This window comes from Rathayibacter sp. AY1B6 (assembly GCF_002932755.1).
GTDB lineage: Bacteria > Actinomycetota > Actinomycetes > Actinomycetales > Microbacteriaceae > Rathayibacter.
The window spans coordinates 1-13085 of sequence record NZ_PSWL01000014.1; the positions used below are offsets into that span (position 1 = coordinate 1).

Below are 13085 nucleotides of genomic sequence, written 5' to 3' on the forward strand. Positions count from 1 at the left end.
CTGCGCTCGTCTGGCGGGCCGACGGCTCGGACGTCTCCGTGCCGGTCGCCGAGCTCGTGACCGGCAACATGACCACCACGCTCGCCCGGGACGACGTGATCCGCTCGATCGAGTTCCCGCTCTCCTCCCTCCAGGCGCGCACCGCGTTCCGCAAGACGGCGCTCTCGCCTCTCGGACGCTCCGGCGCCGTCGTCATCGGCCGCCTCGACACCGACGGCGCGTTCGTCCTCACGATCTCCGCGGCGACCGTCCGGCCGGAGCTGCTCCGCTTCGCCACCGCCCCGTCCGCCGCCGAGCTCGCCGCGGCCGTCGACGGCGTCGCGACCTGGTTCACCGACCCGCACGGAGCCGCCGACTGGCGCCACGCCGTCGTCCGCGTGCTCGCCGAGGAGATCCGCGCCGAGCTGACCGGAGGTGCCCGATGAGGTTCACCGTCAACGGGGAGCCGGTCGACGCCTCCCCCCGCCCGGGCCAGGTGCTGCGCACCCTCCTCCGCGATCACGAGCACTTCGAGGTGAAGAAGGGGTGCGACGCCGGCGACTGCGGCGCCTGCTCCGTCCTGGTCGACGGGACGCCGTTCCACTCCTGCCTCTACCCCGCCCACCGCGTCGAAGGGCGCGAGGTGACGACTGCGGCCGGCCTCGGCACGGGTGAGGAGCCGAGCGCGGTGCAGGAGGCGTTCGTCGAGGCCGGCGCGTTCCAGTGCGGCTTCTGCACGGCCGGCATGGTGGTCACGGCCACGGCGCTCGACGGAGTCTGCGCCGAGGACGTGCCGCGGCTGATGAAGGGCAATCTCTGCCGGTGCACGGGCTACCGTCCCATCCGCGAGGCCGTGACGGGCGCCTGCGCGTCCGGGCACGGCGCGCACGCGGCCGGGCCGTCCGGTTCCGACCGCGGAGAGGCGCCGGGTCACGGGCGGCATGCGGCCCCGCCGTCGGGTCTCACGCCCGTCCGCCGCACGGGTCGCCCGTCGGCCGAGGAGTCGCGGGTCGGCCGCTCGCTCGGCGCGCCCGCCGGCCGCCGGATCGTCCAGGGCCGCGAGCCGTTCACCCTCGACGTCGCCGTGCCCGGCCTGCTGCACCTGAAGGTCGTCCAGAGCCCGCACGCCCACGCGCGCCTCCGCTCGATCGACACGACCACCGCCCGCGCGATGCCGGGCGTCGTCGCGGTCCTGACCGCCGAGGACGTTCCGGACGTCCTCTACTCCACCGCCCGCCACGAGTCCCGGCTCGACGACCCGGACGACACCCGCATGCTCGACACGGTCGTCCGGTTCCGCGGGCAGCGTGTCGCCGTGGTGGTCGCGGAGTCGGTGGCCGAGGCGGAGGCGGCCTGCCGCGCCGTCGAGATCGACTACGAGGTGCTGCCCGCCGTCTTCGACCCGGAGGAGGCGCGCTCCCCCGGTGCGCCGCTCCTGCACGCCGACAAGGACCCGATCGCCTCGCGCATCGCCCGGCCGGAGGCGAACGTCGTCGCGGAGCTCCACGGCGAGTACGGGGACGTGGCCGCCGGACTCGCGGAGGCCGACGTGGTCGTCGAGGGCCGCTACTCGACCTCCCGCGTCGCGCACACGGCGCTGGAGACTCACGGGACCATCGGCTGGATGGAGGGCGGAGAGCTGGTGCTGCGGACCTCGACGCAGGTGCCCTTCCTCGTGCGCGACGAGATCGCACGCCTGTTCGACCGCGATCCGTCGACCGTCCGCGTCTTCACGGCACGGGTGGGCGGCGGCTTCGGCGGCAAGCAGGAGATCCTGACGGAGGACGTCGTCGCCCTCGCCGTACTAGCCACCGGTCGGCCTGTGCAGTTCGAGTTCACCCGGAGCGACGAGTTCACGATGGCCCCCTGCCGACACCCGATGCGGGTCGGCGTCACGCTCGGCGCCCGGCGCGACGGACGGCTGACCGCCCTCGCCGTGGACGTGCTCTCGGACACCGGCGCCTACGGCAACCACGGACCGGGCGTGATGTTCCACGGCACCTCCGAGTCGGTCGCCGTCTACAGCGCGCCCAGCAAGCGCGTCGACGCGCAGGCCGTCTACACGAACAACCTCCCCTCGGGGGCGTTCCGCGGCTACGGGCTCGGGCAGGTGATCTTCGGCATCGAGTCGGCGATGGACGATCTGGCCCGTGAGCTCGGGATCGACCCGTTCGAGCTGCGGCGGATCAACGCGGTGCGCCCCGGCGAGCCGCTGGTGGTCACGCACGTCGAGGGCGACGACATCGGCTTCGCCTCCTACGGGCTCGACCAGTGCCTCGACCTCACCGAGGCGGCTCTGGCCGGCGGCGGCGGCTCCCCCGCCCCCGACGGACCGGGGTGGCGGACGGGGCAGGGCACCGCACTGGCGATGATCGCCACCATCCCTCCGAGGGGCCACTTCTCGGAGGCGACCGTCACCGTCGACGCCGAGGGAGTGCTGACCATCGGCGTCGGCACGGCCGAGTTCGGCAACGGGACGACCACCGTGCACACGCAGCTGGTGGCGAGCGCCTTCCGCGCCTCCGCCGACCGCGTGCGCATCCGGCAGTCCGACACGGACGCGGCGCGCTACGACACCGGAGCGTTCGGCAGCGCGGGAACGGTCGTCGCGGGAAAGGCCGTGTACTCGGCCGCGACGCGCCTCCTGGCCGACCTGCAGGCGCTCGCCAAGCGGCTGACCGGGCACGACGAGACCTTCGAGCCCGACGACGAGGGCCTGCTCGCCCCCGATGGCACCCGCGTCGGATTCGCCGACCTGGTGCGCGCCGCAGGCGGGCCCGTCACGGCGACCGGCACCGAGGACGGGGCTCAGCGCTCGCTCGCGTTCAACGTCCAGGGCTTCCGCGTCGCGGTGCACGAGCCGACGGGCGAGGTCCGCATCCTGCAGTCGGTGCAGGCGGCCGACGCCGGCTTCGTGATCAATCCCGCGCAGTGCCGCGGGCAGGTCGAGGGCGGAGTGGCGCAGGCGATCGGCTCGGCGCTCTACGAGGAGGTGATCCTCGACGGCGAGGGCACCGTCACCACGGCCATCCTGCGGAACTACCACATCCCGCAGATGGCGGACGTGCCCGAGACCGAGGTCTACTTCGCGGACACGGCCGACGACCTCGGACCGTTCGGAGCGAAGTCGATGAGCGAGGCGCCCTACAACCCGGTCGCCCCCGCGCTCGCCAACGCCGTCCGCGACGCGATCGGCGTGCGGCCGACCGAGCTGCCGCTGTCCCGCGACCGCGTCTGGCGGCTCCTCCATCCGGATGCGGCACCGGTCGCGACCGTCGAGGCGGGGTCGCCTCGCGGCTGAGGGCGACGAATCGGATGCGCGGCGCGACCCCGTGAGGCCCGCCTGCTGTGATCCGCCGCTCAGACACGCGACGCGAGCTCCGCGCTCGCCCGGGCCACCTCGCGGGCGATCGCGTCCTCGTCCGCGTTCACCAGCCGGCCCTCCCGCACCGTCGGGCGGCCCTGCACCAGGAGCAGGCTCAGCGGGGGCTGCGCACCGAGCGCCAGCGCCGCGACCGGATCCGCGATGCCCGCGTGCTCGATCCCGTCGATCCGCCAGAGGGCGAGATCGGCGAGCTTGCCCACCTCGATCGAGCCGATCTCGTCCTGACGGCCCAGGACCCGCGCCCCGCCGATCGTGGCGACCGAGAGGGCCTGGCGGGCGCTCATCCGGTCGGCGCCGGCGCGCAGGCGGTTCATCAGCACCGCGGCGCGGATCTCGGAGCCGAGCTGCCCCGACTCGTTCGACGCCGCGCCGTCCACGCCGAGGCCGACCGGTGCTCCCGCGGCCAACAGCTGCGGGATCGGCGCGATGCCCGCCGCGAGCCGGCCGTTCGAGGACGGGCAGTGAGCGACTCCGGTGCCCGTGGCCGCGAACTTCGCGATCGCATCGGAATCGAGGTGGACGCAGTGCGCCATCCAGACGTCGTCGCCGAGCCAGCCGAGCGACTCCAGGTGGTCGGTGGGCGAGAGGCCGAACGCCTCCCGCGTGTAGGCGTCCTCCTCCACGGTCTCGGAGCCGTGGGTGTGCAGCCGGACCCCGAGCTGACGGGCGAGGACGGCCGACTCCCGCAGCAGGTCGGTGGTCACCGAGAAGGGCGAGCACGGTGCGATCGCGACCCGCACCATCGCGTCGGCGGAGGCGTCGTGGTACCGCTGGACCGCCTCTCCGCTCGCCTGCAGCGCGGCAGCGGTGGTCTCGACGGCGAAGTCCGGCGGGAGGCCGCCCCTCGACTCGCCGAGGTCCATCGACCCGCGGGTCGCGTGCAGCCGGAGCCCGAGGGTGGCGGCCGCGTCCACGATGCCGCCGACGATGTCGCCGGAGCCCCGCGGGAAGACGTAGTGGTGGTCGGCGACGGTGCTGCAGCCGGACCGGGCGAGGACGCCCATCGCGCCGAGGGCGGCGGAGCGGGTCAGATCGGCGTCGATCCGGGACCACGCGGGGTAGAGCGCGACCAGCCAGTCGAAGAGGATCGAGTCCTGCGCCCAGCCGCGGGTGAGCCACTGGTAGAGGTGGTGGTGCGTGTTGACGAGGCCGGGCGTGAGGAGGTGGCCGCGGCCGTCGATCCGGGTGAGCGTGATCGGCTCGTGAGCGGGCCCGCCGGTGGGAGAGCGCCCGTCGAGGGCCCACGCCGGAGGGTCGCCGGCTCCGACCGCGACGATGCGGGAGTCGTCGACGACGACGTGGCCGACGGGGTGCTCGGTCCCGTGCGCGTCGACGGTGGCGACATGGGCTCCGGTGAGGACGTGGCGCTGCATGCCCTGAGCATGGCACCGCGGTGTTTCGCGGCCGTTACCCCAGGGGCGCGCGATCTGCAGGAGCGCGTGCCGTCTGCAGGAGGGGGCGCGTGCGATCTGCAGGATGCTGTGCGATCCGCAGGATGCTGTGCCATCCGCAGGAGGGGGCTGTGCGATCTGCAGGACGCTGTGCCATCCGCAGGAGGGCCGCGTGCGATCTGCAGGACGCTGTGCCATCCGCAGAAGGGCCGCGTGCGATCTGCAGGACGCTTTGCCATCCGCAGGAGGGTCGCGTGCGATCTACAGGACCGGAGTGTGCGATTCGCAGGAGGGTGTGCGATCTGCAGGAGTGTGCGCCGTGTGCAGGGGCGGAGTGTGCGATTCGCAGGAGGAAGTGCCGTCTGCAGGACGGGCGCGTGCGATTTGCAGGGGATGCGCGCCTCAAGGCCCATCCTTCCGCGCGATCGGTCGAGAACGAGCAGCATCCCCTGCAAATCGCACATACCCCTGCAAATCGCACATACCGCTGCACACGGCACTCACCCCTGCAGATCGCGCGGGGGCCTGCAGACCGCTCAGAGCCACCGCTCAGGGCCACCGCTCAGCGCGCAGCGTGGATCGGCCCCGAGCGCCCCGCGAGCGGCCCCCCCGACGTCCCCGTGCGCGCGGCGAGGACCTCCGCGAGGATCGACACGGCCGTCTCCTCCGGAGTCGACGCCCCGATGTCCAGGCCGATCGGCGAGTGCAGGCGGGCGAGCGCCTCCTCCGTCACTCCCGCCTCGCGCAGCAGCCGCAGCCGCCGCTCGTGGGTGCGCCGCGATCCCATCGCGCCGACGTAGGCGACCGGGAGCGCGAGCGCGGTCTCGAGCAGCGGGATGTCGAACTTCTCGTCGTGGGTGAGCACCGCGATCACCGTGCGGGAGTCCACTTCGGTGCGGGCGAGGTGGTCGGACGGCCACTCGACGACGACCTCGTCGGCGCCGGGGAAGCGCTCGGCGGTCGCGAACACCGGACGTGCGTCGCAGACGGTCACGCGGTAGCCGAGCAGGGACCCGGCGGAGCAGAGCGCAGCGGAGAAGTCGACGGCGCCGAAGATCAGCAGGCGCGGCCGCTCGGCGTGCACGACGTAGGCGACCTCCAGCTCCGCGCCCCGGCAGGCGGTCTCGACCGTGGCCGAGCGACCGGAGGCGAGGCGCGCCTCGCGCTCGGCGAGGATCCGACGGGCGGTGTCCTCGTCCAGGTGCGGGCCGACGACGTCCTGGAGGCGCGTCGCTCCGGTGAGGACCACGCCGACCAGCTCCTCCGGACCGCCGACGACGATCGCCAGCGCAGCCGAGCGGCCGGCGCGGGCGGCGCGCAGCTCGGCGAGCACCGCCGTGGAGCCGGAGTCGAGCACCTGGCCGAACACCCGCAGCTGACCGCCGCAGGAGAGCCCCGCGGCGAAGGCGGCCTCGTCGTCGAAGCCGAAGTGCTCGGCGGCGGTGCCCGCGGTGCCGAGCACCTCCTGGGCCAGCGCGTACGCCTGCGCCTCCACGCAACCGCCCGAGATCGAGCCGATCGCGTGCCCGTCGGCGTCGACCGCCATGGAGGAGCCCAGGGCACGCGGAGCCGAGCCGAAGACGTGGGTCACGGTGACGACCGCGACGCTCCCGCCCGCCTCGACGCGATCGAGCAGGGCGGCGGCGATGTCGAGCACGACGGCTTCCTCTTCTCGGACGGGAGGCGACGGCGCCGGGGCTGCGTTGGGGAGGGAGGGCGACGGCGCCACGGCTGCGGCAGGGACGGAGGGCGACGGCGCCACAGCTGCGGCACGGACGGGAGGCGACGGCGCCGGAGCCGCAGCGCGGCCGAGCGGAGCCGCCGACGGGCGCTCACACGCAGGAAACATGCCGAGTATAGGGTCGATCCATGCCTGACGACGCTCCCTTCCTCGACCTCGTGATCCGCGCCTCCGACGTGCTGACCGAGAACGGCCGGCGTCCGGCCAGCATCGCGATCGCCGAGGGCCTGATCGTCGCGGTCGGCGAGCGGGACGCCCCCTGGCGCACCACGGAGGAGATCGTCCTCCCCGAGGGCCAGGTCCTGATCCCGGGGATCGTCGACACCCACGTGCACGTCAACGAGCCGGGCCGCACGGAGTGGGAGGGCTTCGCCTCCGCCACCCGCGCGGCCGCTGCCGGGGGCGTCACCACGATCATCGACATGCCGCTGAACTCGATCCCGCCGACCACCACGGTGGCGGGGCTCGAGGCCAAGCGCGCGGCGGCCGGGCCGCAGGCGCAGGTGGACGTCGGCTTCTGGGGCGGGGCGATCCCCTCGAACCTCGGCACGCTGCGCGAGCTGCACGACGCGGGCGTCTTCGGCTTCAAGTGCTTCCTCTCACCGAGCGGCGTGGACGAGTTCCCGCACTTGAGCCGGGAGCAGCTCGTCGAGGCGATGCGCGAGATCGCCGGATTCGACGGACTGCTGATCGTGCACGCCGAGGACCCGGCCGAGCTGGAGGCGAGCGCGCTGGAGCCCGGCGCCTCCTACGGCGCATTCGTCGACTCCCGCCCGCCCGCCTCCGAGCGCAGCGCGATCCTGCACGTGATCGAGGCCGTCCGCGAGACCGGCTGCCGCGCGCACATCCTGCACCTCTCCTCCGCCGATGCACTGCCGCTCCTGCGCGAGGCGAAGGCCGAGGGGCTGCCGATCACCGCCGAGACCTGCCCGCACTACCTCACCTTCGACGCCGGCTCGATCCCCGACGGCGGCACGCAGTTCAAGTGCTGCCCGCCGATCCGCGACGAGCGCAACCGCGAGCTGCTCTGGAAGGGGCTGCTCGACGGGACGATCGACATCATCGCGTCGGACCACTCCCCCGCCACCGCCGAGCTGAAGCTCCCCGCGGGCGGCGACTTCGGCATCGCCTGGGGCGGGATCTCCGGGCTCGAGCTGAGCTTCCGCGCGGTCTGGACCGGGGCCCGCGAGCGGGGCATCCCGCTCGAGCAGGTCGTCGCCTGGATGTCCACGGCGACCGCCGCGTTCGCCGGGCTCGGCCAGAAGGGGCTGCTGCACGCGGGCTCCGACGCCGACCTGGTCGCCTTCGACCCGGAGGCGCAGTGGCGCGTGGACGTCGACGCCCTCTCGCACCGGAACCCCGTCTCGGCCTACGAGGGCCGCGTCCTCCGCGGCACCGTCGCCGCCACCTGGGTCGGCGGCCGCCGCGTCACCGCCGAGACGGTCCCGCCCGCCGGGCGCCTCCTCACCCGCCCCTGACCTCGACCGCCGATCCCTGCACCCCTGGCGACGACACCTCGGGGAGGCCCGCCGCTCATCGGCGACCCCGTGTCATCGGCACATTTCCAGTATGTGAACGGAGGCGGGTCGGAGCCGCGGAGCGGGCGGATCGCACAAGACTCGGGGACGCGGAGACGGCGACTCGGGTCGCTCCGCCGATGCGCAGAGCGTCCGTCAGGCGCGAAGCTGGCGGACGGGCTCGAAGGAGCCTCGAGCCGGACGGGAACCACGCGCGGCCCGGCCGCACGGAACGGACAGGAGCGGACATGTCGATCATCCTCGGGGACCACCAGTACGGGAAAGCCGAGAACCGCGTCGTGCGGATCTACCGCGAGACCCCGCGGCACGAGATCCACGACGTCAACGTCTCCACCGCCCTCCGCGGCGACTTCGAGGCCGCGCACCGCGAGGGCGACCAGTCGGCCGTCCTGCCCACGGACACGCAGAAGCAGACCGCGTACGCCTTCGCGAAGGAGAAGGGCCTGCGCTCGATCGAGCCCTACGGCCTCGAGCTCGCCCGCCACTTCGTCGACGGCTACGAGCCCGTCCACGGCGCCCGCATCGAGATCGAGGAGTTCGCCTGGGAGCGCGTGCTGGTGGACGGGCGCGAGCACGACCACACCTGGGTCCGGAAGGGCCAGGAGACGCGGATCGCGTCGGTGACGGTCGAGGGCTCGGGCGACGAGCGGCGGATCTGGATCACCGGCGGCTTCAAGGACCTCACGATCCTCAAGTCCACGGGGAGCGAGTTCCACGGCTTCCTCACCGACCCCTACACGGTCCTCCAGCCGACGAACGACCGGGTGATGGCGACGTCGCTGGTCGCGAAGTGGCGCTTCGCCCTGACCGAGGGCGAGATCGCGGCGATGGACTGGGAGGCGGTCTACGCGGGCGTCAAGGCGCTGATGACCAGCCGCTTCGCGACCGTGCACTCGCTCGCCCTCCAGCAGACGCTCTTCGAGATGGGGAGGGCGGTGCTGGAGGAGTACCCGCAGATCGTCGAGATCCGGCTCTCCGCGCCGAACAAGCACCACTTCGTCTACGACCTCTCGCCCTTCGGCGTCGAGAACGACAACGAGGTCTTCCACGCCGACGACCGCCCCTACGGGCTGATCCAGGCGAGCGTCACCCGTGACGACGCGCCGCCCGCGGGATCCGCCTGGACCGCCTACACGGGCCTGGTGTGACCGGCGCCGGGGGCGTCCACCGGGGGCACGTCCTGCACGTCTCCGGGAGCGCGACTCTCGAGACCGCGCAGGAGTCGCTGGTGTCGATCCCGGACGGCGCACTCGCGGTGGACGACGACGGCACGATCGCCTGGGTCGGTCCGTACGGCGAGCTGCCGGGCCGCTACGCGCTCCTGCCGGTCTCCGGCGACGCGGCGTCGATCCTGCTGCCCGGCTTCGTCGACGCGCACGTGCACTTCCCCCAGACGTTCTCGACCGACGGCTTCGGCGGCGGCCAGCTGCTCGAGTGGCTCGACCGGACGGTGTTCCCGGCGGAGGCGCGGCTCGCCGACCCGGAGTTCGCCGACGTCGTCGCGCGCGCCTTCACCCGGCGGCGGGTGGCTGCGGGCACGACCGCCGCGATGGTCTTCGGCTCCGCGTTCCCGGCGGCGCAGGACGCCCTCTTCGAGCGCACCCGCGAGGCGGGGCTGCGGATCGTGTCGGGGCGCGGCATCCAGACCACGGGGCCGGCCTCGGCGGCTCCCCTGATCACGTCGGAGGACGAGGCGCTGACGCTCGCGTCGGAGGAGATCGCCCGCTGGCACGGGAGGGACCCGCTCCTGCAGGTCGCACTCGTCCCGCGGTTCTCGCTGTCCGTCACTCCTCGGACCCTCGGTGCGCTCGGCGACCTCTACGACGACGTCCGAGGGCTCGGCGTCTACGTGCACAGCCACCTCAACGAGAACGACCGGCCCGGGGACGGGGAGATCGCCGCGGTCCTCGGCTCGTACGGCACCCGAAGCTACCTCGACACCTACGACGGGCTCTTCCTGCCCGGCTCCGCGCGCGGCGGCTCCTCGCTCCTCGGGCCGCGCACGATCCTCGCCCACGCCGTGCACTGCCAGGACGCGGAGTTGCACCGGATGGCGGAGACCGGCACCTCGATCGCCCACTGCCCGACCTCGCAGCAGTTCCTCGGCTCCGGCACCATGCCCTGGCGCCGGACCGTCGCCTCAGGAGTCACCGTCGCTCTCGGCACGGACGTGGGCGCGGGCGACGAATGGCTGCTGGCGCGAGTGGCGAACGACGCCTTCAAGGTGCACCTCTCGGAGCCCGGCGACGCGGCCGTCGCCCTGCATCCGGCCGAGCTCCTGTTCACGGCGACGCTCGCCGGAGCGCGGGCACTCGACCAGGAGGACCGCTTCGGCAGCCTCGACCCCGGGAAGGACGCCGACTTCCTCCGCATCGAGCCCGACCGGTGGGAGCCGCTCGCCGACGTCCTCGCCCACGGGATCCGCGCGGACGACGAGGAGGAGGCGACGGCCCAGCTGCTCTTCGCCCTGCTGATGACCCTGCGCGAACCGGCGATCGCCGCGGTGCACGTCCGGGGCAGGCGGATCGCGGCTCCGGAGTGACGGGGCCGGCCGGGGCGGCGCGGTGCGGACCGCGCGCACCCGGCCGTCAGCGCAGCCGCAGCGCCAGGAACAGGTCGGCGCGGTCCGCCGTGTCGGACAGGTCCCGCTGCGTCAGCTCCTCCACCCGCGCGATGCGGTACCGCACGGTGTTCAGGTGCAGGTGCGTCTGCTCCGCCGTGCGCACCCACGAGCCGCCGCAGTCGAGGAACGCGGCGAGCGTAGCGACCAGCTGCGAGCCGTACCGAGCGTCGTGCTCCACCAGCCGCCCGAGCACCAGCTCGACGAACACCGAGCGCAGGTGGTCGGGGACCGCGCTCAGCAGCTGCACGGCGGAGGTGACCTCTCCGGAGTCGCTGATCCGCAGGGGCGCGTCGTCGCCCGGAGAGCCCGGCAGCAGCATCCCGTAGCGCGCCGAGCGCAGGGCGCCGCCGAGCGCGGGCAGCGGAGTCGCAGCACTCGTCCCGACGCGCAGCACGGCGCCCGGCCACGCGGCTCCCGCTCGACGGAGCGCCGAGGTGACGACGGCGAGCGGATCCGCGCCGGTCGGGATCGCGTCGGTCGCCTCGGTGGGCAGCACCGCGACCGCGCAGCCCTGGGCGTCGCGTCCGACCACGGCTCGACCCAGGTGCGCGGCGGCGTCCACCAGCACCCGGCGCGCCAGGTCCGGGGGCGCGTCCCCCTCGAACTCGGCGGCGACCACGGCGCACCGCCCGGCGCCGCCGAGTCCGAGCTGCCGCAGGTACACCGCAGCCTCGGGCTGCTCGCTGTCCTCCTCGACGAGCTCGAGCAGGCGGTCGGCGAGAGCGGAGTCGGCCGAGAGCGCCGCCTCCCGCTGCAGCCGGTAGACCCCCACGACTCCGGCGAGCTCGGTCACGGCGTCGAGGACCGCGGCGGGCCAGTCGTTCCAGTCGCCCCCGACGACGACCAGCCAGGAGGTGGCGCGGTGCTCGCCCGCGCCGGCGACGGTGAGGACCGACAGCGCGCCGCCGCGGGCGTCCGGGACCACGACCGGGCTGCGCCGGGCCGTGAGCGCCGCGTGGACGACCCGCTCGATCTCGCCCAGCCCGAGGGGCGAGGCGGAGGCCGCGGTCCGGCCGGTGGCGGTCAGCACCGACACCGGGAGTCCGAGCTCTCGGGAGGTGCGCGCGACGAGCTCGTCGAGCCGCTGCCCCCGGTAGACCTCGGTCAGCAGCTCCCGCTGGCGGGCGAGCGCGGCCGTCAGCCGGGCCACGCGGTCGCCGGCGAGGGCGTTCGAGAGGTGCGCCGTGATCGCTCCGAACGACACGTCGGCCGGCACGGCGATCAGCGGGACGTCGTGCGCGCGGCAGGCGACGACGAGGTCGTCCGGCACGAAGCCCAGCAGCCCCTCGCCCGCGAGCAGAGCGCTGGCGCCGGAGTCCGCGACCGCGGCGACGAAGGCCGCGCTGTCCTGGGCGTCCCGGCGCCAGACCAGACCGGTCAGCACCAGCTGGTCGCGCGAGATGTAGCGGCGCGGATCGAGGAGATCGGTCGTGAAGATGCCGTCGACCGGCCGCGCGAGCGCTCCGTCGCCGGCGACCAGCACGTGCAGCCGCAGCTGCGGCGCGTCGAGGACGTCCTGGAGCTGCATCAGCTGCCCCGGTAGGTCGAGTAGGCGAAGGGGCTGAGCAGGAGCGGGATGTGGAAGTGCGCGTCCTCGTCGTCGAGGCGGAACGCGACGACGACCTCGGGGTAGAACGTCTCGGTGCCCGAGGCGGCGAACCAGGTGCCGGTGTCGAAGACGACCCGGTGGACCCCGGCCGCCAGCCGCTCCGGGCCGAAGGCCGCGACGCGGCCGTCGTCGTCGGTGCGGGCCTCGGCGAGGCGCTCCCAGCCCGATCCGACGCGGGCGTCGAGTGCCACTGGGACGCCGCGCGCGGGGCGGCCGTGGACGGCGTCCAGCACGTGGGTGGTGACGCGGCTGGCGTGCCCGCTCATCGTGCCGCCTCCACCCGGACCAGGCGCCCGTCGTCGAGCCCGCGGACCCGCAGCACCGTGATCTCCCTCAGCTGCTCCGCGACGATGCGCGCCTCCGTCTCGTCGTCGAGCCCGAGCCTCCGCTCCAGCTCCGCGACGACCTCGGCCCGGCCGCGACCGGCCGCGCGGAGGAGGAACACGCGCCCGAACCGCTCCTCGTAGGCGCGGTTGCCGGCCAGCAGCCGCCGGGTCAGCTCCTCGTCGCCGGTGCGGCTCGCCGCCTGCTCCGCGGCCGAGAACGCGGAGGAGCGCCCCGCGCCCGCGTGCCGCTCCCCGATCCGAGGGTGGTCGGCCAGCGCCGCCTCCACCTCCTCCTCGGTGAGCGTGCGCGCGGCCCGCTCGGCCGCGTCGGCCAGCGCGTCGGCCGACGGGTAGGGCGCGCCGGAGGCGACCTCGTCGGCCCAGCGCGGGACGGCGAGGCACGCGAGCAGCACGTCGCGCGCGGTCTCGGATCGGGTGTCGGTCATGCGGTCTCCTTCGTCCGGCGGAGCAGGGGCTCGGCCTGCGGCACGAT

9 protein-coding genes and 1 pseudogene are annotated in these 13085 nt (G+C 74.1%); 5 read left to right on the plus strand and 5 right to left on the minus strand.

From position 1 onward, the window contains the following. Both C5D08_RS17000 and C5D08_RS09030 read left to right on the plus strand, forming a co-directional pair. Positions 1-425: pseudogene (locus C5D08_RS17000) on the plus strand (FAD-binding molybdopterin dehydrogenase); the annotation flags it as partial. After that, positions 422-3280 (plus strand): molybdopterin cofactor-binding domain-containing protein, encoded by a 2859-nt coding sequence (locus C5D08_RS09030; RefSeq protein WP_104276760.1) that lies wholly within the window; start codon positions 422-424, stop codon positions 3278-3280. The pseudogene C5D08_RS17000 and the gene C5D08_RS09030, both read left to right, overlap by 4 nt. 59 nt (positions 3281-3339) lie before the next feature. On the opposite strand, the gene C5D08_RS09035 is transcribed toward C5D08_RS09030, so the two are convergent. Together C5D08_RS09035 and C5D08_RS09040 are read right to left on the minus strand one after the other, a co-directional pair. After that, the gene (locus tag C5D08_RS09035) at positions 3340-4737 is read right to left on the minus strand and encodes an 8-oxoguanine deaminase (RefSeq protein WP_104276761.1); all 1398 of its coding nucleotides are present in this window, start codon (positions 4735-4737) and stop codon (positions 3340-3342) included. A 580-nt stretch (positions 4738-5317) separates the two neighbouring features. Further along, the gene (locus tag C5D08_RS09040) at positions 5318-6412 is read right to left on the minus strand and encodes an XdhC family protein (RefSeq protein ID WP_258067371.1); all 1095 of its coding nucleotides are present in this window, start codon (positions 6410-6412) and stop codon (positions 5318-5320) included. Positions 6413-6624: 212 nt separating this feature from the next. On the opposite strand from C5D08_RS09040, the gene allB reads away from it, so the two are divergent. From allB to C5D08_RS09055, 3 genes are all read left to right on the plus strand, one after another. Beyond that, positions 6625-7974 carry an allantoinase AllB gene (gene allB, locus C5D08_RS09045; protein ID WP_104276763.1) on the plus strand — a complete coding sequence of 450 codons (1350 nt, stop codon included), beginning with the start codon at positions 6625-6627 and terminating at the stop codon, positions 7972-7974. 287 nt (positions 7975-8261) lie between these two features. Further along, positions 8262-9182: a factor-independent urate hydroxylase gene (pucL, locus tag C5D08_RS09050; protein WP_104276764.1), complete on the plus strand. Its 921-nt coding sequence runs from the start codon at positions 8262-8264 to the stop codon at positions 9180-9182. Further along, a complete protein-coding gene (locus C5D08_RS09055) occupies positions 9179-10576 on the plus strand; it encodes an amidohydrolase family protein (protein ID WP_104276765.1) in 1398 nt (465 codons plus the stop codon). Before pucL ends, C5D08_RS09055 begins: the two co-directional genes overlap by 4 nt. Before the next feature lie 46 nt (positions 10577-10622). On the opposite strand, the gene C5D08_RS09060 is transcribed toward C5D08_RS09055, so the two are convergent. The 3 genes from C5D08_RS09060 to uraD are packed head-to-tail and all read right to left on the minus strand — an operon-like array spanning position 10623 to position 13038. Further along, positions 10623-12185 carry a PucR family transcriptional regulator gene (locus C5D08_RS09060; RefSeq protein ID WP_104276766.1) on the minus strand — a complete coding sequence of 521 codons (1563 nt, stop codon included), beginning with the start codon at positions 12183-12185 and terminating at the stop codon, positions 10623-10625. Next, a complete protein-coding gene (uraH, locus tag C5D08_RS09065) occupies positions 12185-12532 on the minus strand; it encodes a hydroxyisourate hydrolase (RefSeq protein WP_104276767.1) in 348 nt (115 codons plus the stop codon). The genes C5D08_RS09060 and uraH overlap by 1 nt, the downstream gene beginning before the upstream one ends. Beyond that, positions 12529-13038 (minus strand): 2-oxo-4-hydroxy-4-carboxy-5-ureidoimidazoline decarboxylase, encoded by a 510-nt coding sequence (gene uraD / locus C5D08_RS09070; RefSeq protein ID WP_104276768.1) that lies wholly within the window; start codon positions 13036-13038, stop codon positions 12529-12531. The genes uraH and uraD overlap by 4 nt, the downstream gene beginning before the upstream one ends. Positions 13039-13085 lie beyond the last annotated feature (47 nt).